General features: G+C 73.3%; 14 protein-coding genes. 6 read left to right on the top strand and 8 right to left on the bottom strand.

The window, feature by feature from the left end; all coding sequences use genetic code 11:
• The first annotated feature begins 5 nt into the window (after window positions 1-5).
• Window positions 6-1,334: a nucleobase:cation symporter-2 family protein gene (locus tag AB0J02_RS17200; RefSeq protein ID WP_363194480.1), complete on the top strand. Its 1,329-nt coding sequence runs from the start codon at window positions 6-8 to the stop codon at window positions 1,332-1,334.
• A gap of 321 nt (window positions 1,335-1,655) precedes the next feature.
• Here AB0J02_RS17200 and AB0J02_RS17195 read toward each other — a convergent pair whose 3' ends face one another.
• The 4 genes from AB0J02_RS17195 to AB0J02_RS17180 are packed head-to-tail and all read right to left on the bottom strand — an operon-like array spanning window position 1,656 to window position 6,442.
• Entirely contained in the window at window positions 1,656-2,777 is a 1,122-nt protein-coding gene (locus AB0J02_RS17195; protein ID WP_363194479.1) for an XdhC/CoxI family protein, read from the bottom strand.
• Window positions 2,770-4,902, bottom strand: a complete 2,133-nt coding sequence (locus AB0J02_RS17190) for a xanthine dehydrogenase family protein molybdopterin-binding subunit (RefSeq protein ID WP_363194478.1) — start codon at window positions 4,900-4,902, stop codon at window positions 2,770-2,772. The genes AB0J02_RS17195 and AB0J02_RS17190 overlap by 8 nt, the downstream gene beginning before the upstream one ends.
• A complete protein-coding gene (locus AB0J02_RS17185; protein WP_363194477.1) occupies window positions 4,899-5,891 on the bottom strand; it encodes a xanthine dehydrogenase family protein subunit M in 993 nt (330 codons plus the stop codon). The genes AB0J02_RS17190 and AB0J02_RS17185 overlap by 4 nt, the downstream gene beginning before the upstream one ends.
• Entirely contained in the window at window positions 5,888-6,442 is a 555-nt protein-coding gene (locus tag AB0J02_RS17180; RefSeq protein WP_363194476.1) for a 2Fe-2S iron-sulfur cluster-binding protein, read from the bottom strand. Before AB0J02_RS17180 ends, AB0J02_RS17185 begins: the two co-directional genes overlap by 4 nt.
• A gap of 206 nt (window positions 6,443-6,648) precedes the next feature.
• Here AB0J02_RS17180 and AB0J02_RS17175 point away from each other — a divergent pair, with 206 nt between their 5' ends.
• Window positions 6,649-7,242 (top strand): TetR/AcrR family transcriptional regulator, encoded by a 594-nt coding sequence (locus AB0J02_RS17175; RefSeq protein ID WP_363194475.1) that lies wholly within the window; start codon window positions 6,649-6,651, stop codon window positions 7,240-7,242.
• 12 nt (window positions 7,243-7,254) lie between these two features.
• Here AB0J02_RS17175 and AB0J02_RS17170 read toward each other — a convergent pair whose 3' ends face one another.
• The gene (locus AB0J02_RS17170; RefSeq protein ID WP_363194474.1) at window positions 7,255-8,040 is read right to left on the bottom strand and encodes a LysR family substrate-binding domain-containing protein; all 786 of its coding nucleotides are present in this window, start codon (window positions 8,038-8,040) and stop codon (window positions 7,255-7,257) included.
• A gap of 68 nt (window positions 8,041-8,108) precedes the next feature.
• Between AB0J02_RS17170 and AB0J02_RS17165 the strand changes: the two genes are divergently transcribed.
• Complete coding sequence (locus AB0J02_RS17165) at window positions 8,109-8,516, top strand: DUF5997 family protein (protein ID WP_363194473.1); 408 nt, start codon at window positions 8,109-8,111, stop codon at window positions 8,514-8,516.
• Here AB0J02_RS17165 and AB0J02_RS17160 read toward each other — a convergent pair.
• Both AB0J02_RS17160 and AB0J02_RS17155 read right to left on the bottom strand, forming a co-directional pair.
• Window positions 8,513-9,757: an MFS transporter gene (locus AB0J02_RS17160; protein ID WP_363194472.1), complete on the bottom strand. Its 1,245-nt coding sequence runs from the start codon at window positions 9,755-9,757 to the stop codon at window positions 8,513-8,515. The genes AB0J02_RS17165 and AB0J02_RS17160 overlap by 4 nt on opposite strands.
• Window positions 9,754-10,323, bottom strand: a complete 570-nt coding sequence (locus AB0J02_RS17155) for an XRE family transcriptional regulator (protein WP_363194471.1) — start codon at window positions 10,321-10,323, stop codon at window positions 9,754-9,756. The genes AB0J02_RS17160 and AB0J02_RS17155 overlap by 4 nt, the downstream gene beginning before the upstream one ends.
• Between AB0J02_RS17155 and AB0J02_RS17150 the strand changes: the two genes are divergently transcribed.
• Complete coding sequence (locus AB0J02_RS17150) at window positions 10,322-10,843, top strand: N-acetyltransferase family protein (protein WP_363194470.1); 522 nt, start codon at window positions 10,322-10,324, stop codon at window positions 10,841-10,843. The two genes, AB0J02_RS17155 and AB0J02_RS17150, sit on opposite strands and share 2 nt — an antisense overlap.
• Before the next feature lie 191 nt (window positions 10,844-11,034).
• Here AB0J02_RS17150 and AB0J02_RS17145 read toward each other — a convergent pair whose 3' ends face one another.
• Complete coding sequence (locus tag AB0J02_RS17145; protein ID WP_363194469.1) at window positions 11,035-11,325, bottom strand: ANTAR domain-containing protein; 291 nt, start codon at window positions 11,323-11,325, stop codon at window positions 11,035-11,037.
• A 217-nt stretch (window positions 11,326-11,542) separates the two neighbouring features.
• Between AB0J02_RS17145 and AB0J02_RS17140 the strand changes: the two genes are divergently transcribed.
• Window positions 11,543-12,502 carry an AraC family transcriptional regulator gene (locus AB0J02_RS17140; protein WP_363194468.1) on the top strand — a complete coding sequence of 320 codons (960 nt, stop codon included), beginning with the start codon at window positions 11,543-11,545 and terminating at the stop codon, window positions 12,500-12,502.
• Between the two features lie 124 nt (window positions 12,503-12,626).
• Window positions 12,627-13,007, top strand: coding sequence for an ANTAR domain-containing protein (locus AB0J02_RS17135; RefSeq protein ID WP_363194467.1), 381 nt, complete (start codon window positions 12,627-12,629; stop codon window positions 13,005-13,007).
• Window positions 13,008-13,016 lie beyond the last annotated feature (9 nt).

Raw genomic sequence — 13,016 nt, 5'->3', positions numbered from 1 at the left:
TTGACGTGACGACGTCCACGAAGGGCGCGGGGTTCGGACGGCTCGCGGTGCTCGGTCTGCAGCATGTGCTCGTGATGTACACGGGATGTGTGACGGTGCCGTTGGTGTTCGGCGCGGCGGCGGGGCTCGACGCCGCGACGGTCGCGGTGCTCATCAACGCCGATCTGCTCGTCGCGGGCGTCGTCACGGTGATCCAGGGCGCCGGGGTCGGTCGCGTCCTGGGAGTCCGGATGCCGGTGATGGCGGGCGCCGCGTTCACCGCGGTGACGCCGATGATCCTGATCGCCGGGGAGTACGGGCTGCAGGCCGTGTACGGGTCGATGCTGGCGGCCGGCGTCTTCGGCCTGCTGGTGGCCTATCCGTTCGCGAAGGCGGTGCGCTTCTTCCCGCCGCTGGTGAGCGGCGTGGTGATCACGGTGGTGGGGCTCGCCCTGATCGGGGTCGGGGTGAACCTGGTCGTGGGCAACGATCCGAAGGCCGACGACTACGCCGCGCCGTCGCGGCTCGCGCTCGCCGCCTTCGTCGTGATCGTCATTCTCCTGGTGGCCCGCTTCGGGCGGGGCTTCCTCGCCCAGACCGGCGTGCTCCTGGGGCTGTTGGCGGGGACGGCGATCGCGGTGCCGCTCGGCCTGGTCGACCTCTCGGCCGCGCGGGCGGCGGACTGGATCGGGGTCAGCGCGCCGTTTCACTTCGGGGCGCCGCAGTTCCCCGCGGTCGCGGTGCTCTCGATGTGCGTGGTGATGCTCGTGCTCTTCGCCGAGTCGACGGCGGACCTCCTCGCGGTCGCGGAACTGACCGGAAAGAAGCTGACGACCGCGGACATGGCGCGGGGCCTGGCGGCGGACGGCCTGTCGGGCGTCCTCGGCGGCGTCATGAACGCCTTCCTGGACACGGTGTTCGCGCAGAACGTCGGCCTGGTGACGATGACGAAAGTGCGCAGCCGGCACGTCGCGACGGTCGCGGGCTGCATGCTCCTGGTCCTCGGTCTGATCCCCAAACTGGGCGCGCTGGTCGCCGGGCTGCCCCAGCCCGTGGTCGGGGCCGCGGGTCTGGTGATGTTCGCGACGGTCGCCGCCGTCGGCATCGGCACCCTGCGCAAGGTGGACTTCGACGGCACGCACAACCTGCTGATCGTGGCGGTGTCGATCGGCGCCGGAATGGCCCCGGAGGTGGCCCCCGACCTGTACACGCGGTTCCCGGAAGGGGTGGGGATCGTGCTGGGATCGCCGGTGACCAGTGCGACGTTGGTGGCGTTCGGGCTGAACCTGGCGTTCAACGGGAAGGGCACGCGGCGCGTACGCGGCCCTGAACCGGTTGCCGAGGTGTCTGCCTAGTACGTCACTCGCCGACGGCTCGCCCGGGTCGTGCGCGGACACACCCCCGGCCCGCGAACCGGGCCGGGGTGTGCCTCGGCCCCTGTGCCGGTACTCGACATCCATGTCGTACGGACCGGTCCCCGCGCCCGCGACAGGATCCGCCCCTCGGGCCTGTCTTCAAACTCCCCTCTACCCGGCGCCGCCCGGCACGCGCTCCCGCCGCACCGAGCGCAAAGCCGAGTACGCCCCGTACGAGACCCTGCACCCGGCCCGCCGACAGCACGCGCCGAACACCGCCGGGCCGCTCTCCGGGCGACGAGGGGAGTTTGAAGCCAGGCCCTAGTCCCCGGCGCCGCCGTGGATCGGCCCCCGCGCCCCGGCCAGCGGAGCCCCGCTGCCGCCCCGGCGCACGGCGACGATCTCCGCGCCGATCGAGATCGCCGTCTCCTCCGGTGTGCGGCCGCCCAGGTCGAGGCCGATCGGCGAGCGCAGCCGGGCCAGTTCGTCGTCCGTCACCCCGGCCTCCCGGAGCCGGTCCAGCCGGTCCTCGTGCGTGCGGCGCGAGCCCATCGCGCCGACGTACGCCGCGGGCAGCCTTAGCGCCACTTCGAGCAGGGGCACGTCGAACTTGGCGTCGTGCGTGAGGACGCACAGCACCGTCCGTTCGTCCGTGGCCGTGGCGCGGAGGTAACGGTCGGGCCACTCCACGACCACCTCGTCCGCCTCGGGGAAACGGGTCCGCGTCGCGAACACGCCCCGCGCGTCGCACAGCGTGACGTGGAAGCCGAGGAGCTTGCCCACCCGGACCAGCGCGCCCGCGAAGTCGACCGCGCCGAACACGATCATCCGGGCGGGCGGCACGCTCGACTCGACGAACAGGGTGACGTCGGCGCCGCACCGCGCCGAGCTCTCCGGCACTTCACAGATGCCGGTTGTGCCGAGGTCGAGCAGGGCGCGGGTCTGCGCGGCGAGCCCGGGGTCGTCGCCCGAGCCCAGACCGCTCTCGTACGAGCCGTCGGGCCTGACCAGCAACAGGCCGCCCCCGCCCGCCAGTTCACCGGGCCCGTCGAGGACCCGGGCGAGCGCCACCGCCTCGCCGCGCGCCGCGGCGGTGAGCGCCGCCTCGACCGTCGTACGGGACGCGGACCCGGAGCGTACCGGGACGACATGCACCTCCACGGCACCGCCGCAGGTCAGCCCCACCGCGAACGCGTCGTCGTCGCTGTAGCCGAACTGCTCACGGCGCACCTCCCCGTCCCGCAGGGCATCCACGCACAGCTCGTAGACCGCGCCTTCCACGCAGCCGCCGGAGACGGAGCCGATGACCTCCCCGGCGGCGTCGACGGCGAGGGCCGCGCCGGGCGGCCGGGGCGCGCTGCCGCTCACCGATACGACGGTGGCGACGGCGAACTCCCGTCCCTGCGCGGCCCATTCGCTCAGCTCGGCGGCGAGATCAAGCATCCGGTCCGTCCCGGCGCGCCTCGGCGAGCAGCACGCGGTCGGGCCGGATCGGCAGATCGCGGTGGCGGACGCCGGTCGCGTGCCACACCGCGTTGGCGATCGCGGCGGCCGTGCCGACGATGCCGATCTCGCCGATGCCCTTGATCCCGACGGGGTCGTCGGGGTCCGGGTCGTCGATCCACTCCGCCTGCAGCTCCGGCACGTCGGCGTGCGCGGCGACGTGGTAGCCCGCGAAGTCGGCGCCGACGTGCCCGCCGGACGCCTCGTCCCGTACCGCTTCCTCGTGCAGCGCCATGGAGATGCCCCACGTCATGCCGCCGGTGAACTGGCTGCGGGCGGTGAGCGGGTTGATGATCCGGCCGGCCGCGAAGACACCCAGCATCCGCCGTACCCGCACCTCGCCGGTGGTCACGTCCACGGCGACCTCGGCGAACTGCGCCCCGAACGCGTACCGCTCCTTCTTCGCGAGCGCGGCGATCAGTTCGGCGGTGTCCGTCGTGGCGGTGATCCCGCCCTCCGGGATCTCGCCGGGCGCCAGGGGCAGGCGTTCCCGCAGGTCGCGCGCGGCCGCGATGACGGCCCAGCCCCAGGACCTGGTGCCCATCGAGCCGCCCGCGACCCAGGCGGCGCCGAAGTCGCTGTCGGCGATCCGCACCCGCACCCGCTCGGGCGCCACCTCGAGGGCGTCGGCGGCGATGATGGTGAGGGCCGTACGGGCCCCGGTGCCGACGTCGGCCGCGGTGATCCGGACGGTGAAGGTGCCGTCCGGCTCGGCGGTCACGGACGCCGTGGAGGGGGCGGCGGCCGCCTGGAACGTGGACGCGGCGGTGCCCGTGCCGAGCAGCCAGCGGCCTTCCCGGCGCACGCGCGGGCGCGGGTCGCGGTCCGCCCAGCCGAACCGGCGCGCGCCCTCCTCGAAGCAGCCGAGCAGATTGCGGCTGCTGAACGGCAGCCCGGAGACGGGGCCGACCGTGGGTTCGTTGCGGGCGCGCAGCGCGATCGGGTCCATGCCGAGCTGCTCGGCCAGCTCGTCGAGCGCCGACTCGACGGCGAACGAGCCCGGTGCCTCGCCGGGCGCCCGCATCCATGTGGGTGTCGCGACGTCCACGGGCACCACCCGGTTGACGGTGTGGTGCGCGTCCGCGTCGTACATGCTGCGTCCGAACCCGGCGCCGCCCTCGACGAACTCCCGCAGGTTCGAGGTGAGGTTCTGGTGGTCGTGCGCGAAGGCGCGCAGCCTCCCGTCCGGGTCGGCGCCGAGCCGCACCCGTTGTGCGGTGGGGCTGCGGTAGCCGGTCGTCGCGAACACCTGACGCCTCGTCAATACCACGCGCACCGGACGCTGCAGCTCCGTCGCGGCCATCACCGCGGCGACATGGTGCGCCCTCAGCCCCTTGGAGCCGAAGGCGCCGCCGACGTGCTCGGAGCGCACGTGGACGGCGTCCTTGTCGAGGGAGAAGAGGTTCGCGAGGTCGTCGGCGACCCACTTGCTGCCCTGATTGGAGTCGAAGACCTCAAGGCGCCCGCCGTCCCAGCGCACCGTCACCGCATGCGGTTCCATGGCGCCGTGGTGCTGCTCGGGCGTCGTGTAGGAGGCATCCAACACGGCAGCGGACGCGGCGAGTTCGGCATCCAGGTCACCCTTGGCTACCTCCATGTCCGCCGGGGTGTAGACGCCGGGCCGGTCGGCGTAGAAGGCGACGTCGTGCGGCTCCTCGTCGTACTCGACGACGAGCGCCTCCGCGGCCTCCCGGGCCTGCTCGGACGTCTCGGCGACGACCAGGGCGACCGGCCAGCCCGCGTGCGGCACCCGGTCGTGCTGGAAGACCTCGACGATCGGGTCCGGCCGGCCGAGCGCGCCGATGACGTCGTCGTTCACCCGCGGCGCGTTCTTGTGGTGCAGGACGGCCAGGACGCCGGGCAGGGCGCGGACCGCCTCGTCGTCGATCGCCCGCACGCGGCCGCGCGCCACGGTCGACAACACCAGCCAGCCGTAAGCGAGTTCGGCGAAGGGGATCTCACCGGCGTAACGGGCGGCACCGGTGACCTTGTCGCGGCCCTCCACGCGGGTACGCGCGACGCCGGACGCGGTAGTGGACTGTGCCTGCGTCGTCTGTACCGTCATCGGGTCGCCTCCTGCGTGAGTTCGGTGAGCATCGCCACGACGAGGTTGCGCAGCAGCGGCACCTTGTACGCGTTGTGCGGCAGCGGCTCGGCGGCGGCGAGTTCGGCGTCGGCCGCGGCGGCGAACGCCGACCCGTCCGCGGGCGATCCGATCAGCGCGCGCTCCGCGGCGCGGGCCCGCCACGGCCGGGACGCGACCGCGCCGAAGGCCAGGCGCACGTCCTGCACGACACCGTCGCGGACGTCGAGGGCGGCGGCCACGGACCCGATGGCGAAGGCGTACGAGGCGCGCTCGCGGACCTTGCGGTAGCGGGAGCGGGCGGCGACGGGCGCGGGCGGCAGGGTGACCCCGGTGATGAGCGCGCCGGGCGGCAGCGCGGTCTCCAGGTGCGGGGTGTCACCGACCGGCCGGTAGAAGTCGGTGAGCGCCAACTCGCCCCGACCCGCGGCGGTTTCGTAGTGCACGACCGCGTCGAAGGCGGCGAGCGCCACGCCCATGTCGGACGGGTGCACGGCCACGCACGCCTCGCTCGCGCCGAGGATCGCGTGGTTGCGGTGCTCGCCCGTGATCGCGGGGCAGCCGCTGCCGGGCACCCGCTTGTTGCACGGCTTGCTGACGTCGGTGAAGTAGCCGCAGCGGGTGCGCTGCAGCAGATTGCCGCCGACAGTGGCCATGTTGCGCAGTTGTCCGGACGCCCCGGCGAGCACGGCCTGCGTCAGCGCCGGGTAGCGGCGCCGTACGTCGGGGTGCGCGGCGAGGTCGCTGTTGGTGACGGTGGCTCCGATGCGCAGCCCGCCGTCCTCGGTGGACTCGACGCGGTCCAGGGGCAGTTCGCGTACGTCGACCAGGCGCGCGGGGCGTTCCACCCCGGCCTTCATCAGGTCGACGAGGTTGGTGCCGCCGCCGAGGAAGCGCGCCTCGGGGTCGGCGCCGAGCACCGCCACGGCGCCCGGTACGTCCAGGGCCCGCTCGTATCCGAACTCCTTCACGCCACCGGCTCCTTCGCGCTCTCGGCGGCCTGGGCGACGGCCCGTACGATCGACACGTACGCGCCGCAGCGACACAGGTTCCCGCTCATCCGCTCCCTGATCTCCTCGGGCGTCAGGGGTGGCGGTCCGGCCTCGGGCCGCACGTCCTCGGTCGCGGCGCTCGGCCAGCCGGCCGCGTGCTCCTGGAGGACGCCGAGGGCCGAACAGATCTGGCCGGGGGTGCAGTAGCCGCACTGGAATCCGTCGAGTTCGACGAACGCCTGCTGCACCGGGTGCAGTTCGTCGCCGTCGGCGACGCCTTCGATGGTGGTGATCTCGCGCCCCTCGGCGGCGACCGCGAGCTGCAGGCACGACACGGTCCGGCGCCCGTCGACGAGTACGGTGCAGGCGCCGCACTGCCCCTGGTCGCAGCCCTTCTTCGTGCCGGTCAGGTCGAGCCGCTCGCGCAGGGCGTCGAGCAGGGTGGTGCGGTGGTCGACGGGCAGCGAGTACTTCTCTCCGTTGACGTGCAAGGTGATCGAGCTGGACGTGGAGATGCCCGCTGGTGGCATGAGCAGCCTTCTTTCGCGTATCCGGTGCGAGGAGAATCAGCGCTGTACGGAGAGGGAGGGCGGCAGCGGCGCCGAAGGTGACCGCGGTCGCCGCTATGGTGGGATCGACAACGAAGCGGACATCTGTCCACTCTGTGGTCACGAACGTAGTGGACAGCTGTCCGTTCAGCAAGGACCTTTCCGCGCCACGGACCGAAGGAGGAGGCGTGCAGCATCCGAAGAAGCAGGCGGCACTGCGCTCGGACGCGCAGCGCAACCGCGAGCGCATCCTCGAAGTGGCCCTGGCCGAACTGACGCGCTCGGCCGACGCGCCGCTGAGCGCGATCGCGCGGAAGGCCGGCGTCGGACAGGGCACCTTCTACCGCAACTTCCCCAGCCGGGAGGCGCTGGTCCTGGAGGTGTACCGGTACGAGGTGCAGCAGGTCGCCGACACGGCGGCCCAGTTGCTGTGCACCCGGTCGCCGGAGGTGGCGCTGCGCGAGTGGATGGACCGGCTCGCCCAGTACGCCATGGCCAAGGCGGGGCTCGCGGACGCGCTGCGCGAGGCGACGACGGCCCGCGGCACCATGAAGACTCTGGCGCACGGCCCGCTGACCGGAGCGATCGCACTGCTGCTCGATGCGAACGCGCGAGCGGGCACGATCCGGCCCGGTGTCACCCCGGACGACTTCATGCTGGCGATCGCGGGCCTGTGGCTGGTCGACCCGCACAGCGACTGGCAGTCGCGCGCGGGACGCCTGCTGGACCTGGTGACGGACGGATTGCGGGCCGGGGCACCCGGACCCGCGACGGACGACTAGCGGGGCCGGACCCTACGACCGCTTGCGGGGCTTCCCGCGCTTGCCGCTCTGCGGCTTGGGCTTGCCCTTGCCGACCTGCTTGGTGCCGGGCTTGGGGCGGGCCGCGCCCCGTGCGGGCGCCTTCCGCGCGCCCGAGGGCGCGGGCTTCTTCTTCTCCTGCGGGGCCGGCGTCTGGGTACGGCCCCGGGAGCTGTTCACCGTCCGGCCGCGCACGATCCCGATGAGGTCCTCCACCTGGTCGGTGGTGCGCTCCTCGGGCCAGGCGAGCGCGATGTCCGATCCCGGCGCGTCCGTGATCGTCCGGTAGGTGAGGTCACGGCGGTGGTGCAGCCGGGCCAGCGACTGCGGCACGACGAGCAGGCCCACGCCCGCGGCGACCAGTTCGACGGCGTCGGCGGTGGTGGCGGGGCGCTCGACGGCGGGCTGCCCGGGCGGGCGCTCCCAGTCCATGACGTCGTCCAGGGGGTGCTGCACGATCTCGTCGGCGAGATCGTGCAGGGTGATCTCCTCCACCGCGGCCACGACGTGGTCCTTGGGGACCAGCACGACGGTGGTCTCGGTGTAGAGGGGGATCGCGCTGAAGAACGTACGGTCCACGGGCAGGCGCACCAGGCCCGCGTCGGCGTCACCGCGCCGCAGGACGTCCGACGCCTCGGCGGCGGCCACCGGGACGAGGGCGAGCGGGGAGTCGGGCAGTCGCTCGTTCCAGATCCGGACCCATTTGGCGGGGGTCGCTCCGGGAACGTACGCGAGCCGGAACGAAGGGGTCGCCGCGGGGGTCTTTTCCGTGCCTGTCACGCCGTAAGGCTACCCGTCGTGGTCGGGCATGGTCGGGCGTGTCCCCCGCGCTCGATACCCTTGACCTCATGAGTTCGCACCAGAACGCCCAGACCATGAAGCCCGCCACGGCGGCGAAGAAGCTGGGCGTGTATCTCGATGCCACGCCCGCCGAGTTCCGTGAGGGCGTCGTCTCGCGCGGTGAGCTGAGCGCGCTGCAGGCCGAACCGCCGCAGTGGCTGCTCGACCTGCGCGCGAGCGGCCCGCACCCGCGTCCGGTCGTCGCGGAGAAGCTGGGCGTCTCCATCGCGGGCCTGGCCCGCGGCGGTGTCACCGAGCCGCTCACCACCGAGCAGATCGACGCCCTCAAGGACGAGAACCCCTCGTGGCTGCGGAAGGAGCGGGCCACGCAGTCGGAGGTCCGCAAGGAGAACGTCCGCGTGAAGAAGCTGCACGCCGAGCAGGCGGAGAAGCACGCGCAGCGGTCCGAGGACTAGAAACCTGTACGAGAGGGGCGGCCGGGACGTTCGCGTCCCGGCCGTTCTGCCGCGTACCCCGGGTCAGCGCTGTCGCAGCGCAGCGCCAGCAGCCCGGCGAGTACGAGGGCGCCGAGCACCGCGCCGGACGCGGCGGGCCAGCCGCCGGCCTCGATGAGGGGTGCGGCGAGCGCGGAGCCGACGACGCCCGCGAGGAAGTAGAGCAGCAGGTAGACGCCGCTGAGGCTGCCGGAGCGGCGGGGGTCGATGCCGAGGATGCGGGCCTGGTTGGCGGCCTGGGCGGTGAAGCAGCCCGCGTCGACGAGGGCGAGGCCCGCCGCGGTGACGGCCGGTGTGTCCAGGCCGGTGCAGAGCAGCGCGGCCCCCGCCGCGGCCGCGCTCATGCTCGCGCAGATCACCGCGCGCGTCCCGAACCGGTCGCCGAGGCGTCCGGCGACGGGCAGTGCGGCGAAGCCGAGCGCACCGGCCAGGCTGTAGAGGCCGATGGCGGCGGCGTCGAGCGCGTACGGGGGCTGGGCGAGGCGCACGGTGAGCGCGACCCAGATGAGACTGAACGCGAAGTACCAGAGGCTGCCGGTGAGCACGGCGCGGCGCAGCGTCCGGTGGCGCCGCAGGAGCCCGGGCAGTGCCGTCAGCGTCGCGAGGTAGCTTCCCGTGGGCTCGGGCCGCTCGGCCGGCAGCCGCAGTCGGGCCCCGGCGGCGCACAGCAGGACGAGCCCGGCGAAAGAGAGCAGCATGCCGCGCCAGCCGATCGCGTCGGCGAGGGCTCCGCCGACGAGGCGGCTGAGCAGGATCCCGGCGGACATCCCGGCGGCGACGAGCGCGACAGCCGCCCCGCGCCGCTCGCTGGGCACACCGCGCCCGGCGATCGTCGAGGCTCCCGCGCTGACGCTCGCGCCCGCGCCGATGATCACGTACGCGACGAGCAGCAGGCCGAGTCCGGGGGCGAGCGCCGCGAGCACCAGGCCGGTGGCGAGCAGGACGAGCTGTCCCGTGACGAGACGGCGGGGCGCGACGCGGTCGGCGAGGGGCAGCAGGAAGGCGAAGCCCGCGATGCAGCCGGCGAGCGCGGCGGTCGTGACGAGGCCGACGGCGGCCGCGGAGGTGCCGGTGTCGTGGGCGACGTCGCCGAGCGCGGGCTGGACGGCGTAATTGTTGGCGAGGGCGATCCCGGCGGTGCAGGCGAGCAGCCCGACGCCGCCGCGGCGCAGCGGCCCCGCTCCCTCGTGCAGGCCGCTCACGGTGCCTCGCCGCGGACCAGGACGACGGCGTAACGACACTCCCTGTCCGTGGAGTTGACGAAGACGCACGGCGCGGGCCGGCCCAGTTCGACGGTGTCACCGGCGTCCAGTTCGTGCACCGTGTCGCCCTCGTGGAAGGTGAGCCGGCCGTCGATGACCCAGATGATCTGCCGGTGGAAGGCGAACGCGGCGGCCGGGTACGGGACGTGGGCCCCGGCGGGCAGCCGAATCTCGGCGAGGTCGGCCGGGAAGCCGGGGCCCGACAGCTGGCGGCGCGCGTACCCGGTCTCCGGGTCGAGCCAGCGCGGTGCCGCGTCGCCGCGCCGCACCCGGTCCGCGCCCGCGTCCGGGTCGAGCAGCACGGCGACACCCAACTGGAACGCCGCCGACAGTTTGCCCAGGACCACGGCGGTCGGATTGCTCTCGCCCCGCTCGATCCGGTTGATCATCGCCCGCGAGACCCCCGACGCCTCGGCCAGCTCGGACAGCGTCCAGCGGCGCCGGTCACGCTCGGCCCTGATGCGGGCACCGATCCGCTCGACCAGGGGGTCTACGATGTTGGACATGAATCCACCATACGAGACGGGGATGCGGGCGGTGACCGTCCGCCCGGCACTTTCCGAGGACCTCGACGCGGTCCTCGCCATCCGCAACCACGCCATCGCGCACGGGACGGCGCTGTGGACGGACACACCGCAGTCGCGTGCCGAGGGCGCGGCCTGGCTCGGCGCGCACCTGGGGCGCGGCTCCGCCTACGTGGCCGAGGTCGGCGGCACGGTCGTCGGGTTCGGGGTCTACGGCCCCTGGAAGGACTACTCCGGGTTCCGGCACACGGTCGAGAACTCGGTGTACGTGACGGACGGCCACCACGGCAAGGGCATCGGCTCCGCCCTGCTCGGCACGCTCGTCACGTCCGCGTCCACGGCGGGCCTGCACGTCATGATCGCCGGGATCGAGGCGGGCAACGCGGCGTCGGTCCGGCTCCACGAGCGCCACGGGTTCGAGCACGCGGGCACGGTCCGCGAGGTGGGCACGAAGTTCGGGCGCTGGCTCGATCTGACGTTGATGCGACTGCAGCTGAGCTGAGCCGGGGGCCGGACCGCCTGGGGCGTGTCTTCAAACTCCCTCGTCGCCCGGAGGGCGGCCCGGCGGCGTTCGGTGCGTGCTCTCGGCGGGCCGGGTGCGGGGCCTCGTACCGGGCGTACTCGGCTTTGCGCCCGGTGCGGCGAGAGCGCGTGCCGGGCGTCACCGGGCAGAGGGGAGCTCGAAGCCAGACCCTAAGGCCGCGTCCGCGCGAGCGCCGTGTCCAGCGCGCCCCGGGTGCTCGCGGGCAGCTCCTTGCCGTGCATCGACTCCACGACCTGCTCCGCGACTGCCCGGAGCTTGGTGTTGGTGTGCTGCGAGACTTCCTTCAGGACGTCCCAGCCCTGCTCCGGCGCGAGGCGGCCCAGCACGATGACGACCCCGATCGCCTGGTCGACGACCATGTGCGAGGCGATGGCCTGGTGCAGCTGGCGCACCTCCGCCTGCAGCAAGGGGATGCTCTCGGCCGACCGGTCTTCCTCCATCGCCGGTCCACCACCTCTCGCTGTTCATGCCCCGCCCAGTGAGAGTGCCGGTCCGCACGTCGCCGCCGCTGCACCACGAGCGAACACATCATCACGACCTATCCACAAAACGAAGCCGTCCCGGCCGAACTCCCTGCTCGGCGTGACAGCACGCCGTCCCGGAGCCGTACTCTCCTTGTTGGGCAGCGCGGACAAAAAAACACGGGTGGGAGGCGTCTTGCAGACCTTGCACTTCGACAGCAGCGACATCGCGGTGACCGAGGACTTCCTCAGCCATGCCTACGCGCGGATGCGCATCGGCAACGGCACGGCCGGCTCCAGCCGGGCGCAGGTCCGCCGCGACACCATGACCGGGGTGAGCGTCGACGAGCTCGACGTCGACTTCGACATGAGCTACTCGGTCACGCCCCTCGGCAAGATCTGCCTGTGCGTCGTGCACGAGGGCACGATCCAGGACCACGGCTTCGCCCGGGTCGAGGACGCCTTCGGCCCCGGCGACGTGGTGTCCTTCGCCCCGCCCGAACTGCCCTACCAGGGCCGCATCTGCAGCGCCCGCTACAACATCACGATGCTCGACCCGGCACTGCTGAACCAGGTCGCCGCCACCGATCCGACGGCGAAGCCCGGCCCGGTCCGCCTCACCGGGCACCGGCCGGTCTCGGAACCGGCGGCCCGCCACCTCAAGCGCACGATCATCCACGTACGCGATCACGTGCTGGCCGATCCCGACGTGGCGGTCCAGCCGCTCGTCGCCGCCACCGCGGCGCAGCATCTGGCCGCCGCCGTCCTGGCCGCGTTCCCGCACACCGCGCTCACCGAGCCGACCGCGAGCGACCGCAACGACGCGCACCCCAGGTCCCTGCGGCGCGCGCTCACGTTCATGGAGGAGCACGCGCGCGAGCCTCTCACCGTGGCCGAGATCGCGGCCGCGGCGCACATCACGGTCCGCGCCCTGCAGTACGCGTTCCGCCGCCACCTGGACACGACGCCGCTCGCACATCTGCGCCGGATCCGGCTCTCGCTCGCGCACCACGAGCTGCTGGCCGCCGATCCGTCCAGCGGCGCCACCGTCACGGCGATCGCGGCCGGCTGGGGGTTCTACCACCCCGGCAGGTTCGCGTCCCTCTACCGTGCGTCCTACGGGCAGCCGCCCCGCCGCGCCCTGACCGGACACTGAACCCGGCCCCGGCCACCCGAACCCACTCCCCAGTTCTCAGCCCCCGGAGGAATGCTCGTTGACGTCGCACGACCCGCGCCCGGACCACGGTGCGCCCGAGAACGCGCCTGTGGTCCAGGAACCTGTGACTGCTGCGACTGCTGCGACTCAGGAGAGGGCGGCCCTGCAGGCCGAGGTCGCCCGGCTCCGCCAGATGGTGCGCCACCGCGCCGTCGTGGACCAGGCCGTCGGCGTGCTCCTCGCGCTGGGACGGAGCACACCGGCCGAGGCCTGGGACGTGCTGCGCGAGATGTCCATGCGCGTCGGCAGCACGCTGCCGCAGGTCGCGCGGCACCTCGTCGAGTACGGACGTTCCGGCGAACTCCCGGACGCGGTACGCGCGGAACTGGTCCGGTATCCCGCCGTACCGCGACAGCCGGACCGGAGCGGCGCGGGCGCCCCGGCCGCCTGGAAGGCCACGCAGAGCGGGCCGGCTAGCACCTGCTGCCGACCGCCCACGCAGTAGCGGCCGCGC

The organism is Streptomyces sp. NPDC050264 (assembly GCF_040655895.1).
Lineage (GTDB): Bacteria > Actinomycetota > Actinomycetes > Streptomycetales > Streptomycetaceae > Streptomyces.
This window is presented reverse-complemented; position numbering and strand designations above follow the sequence as displayed.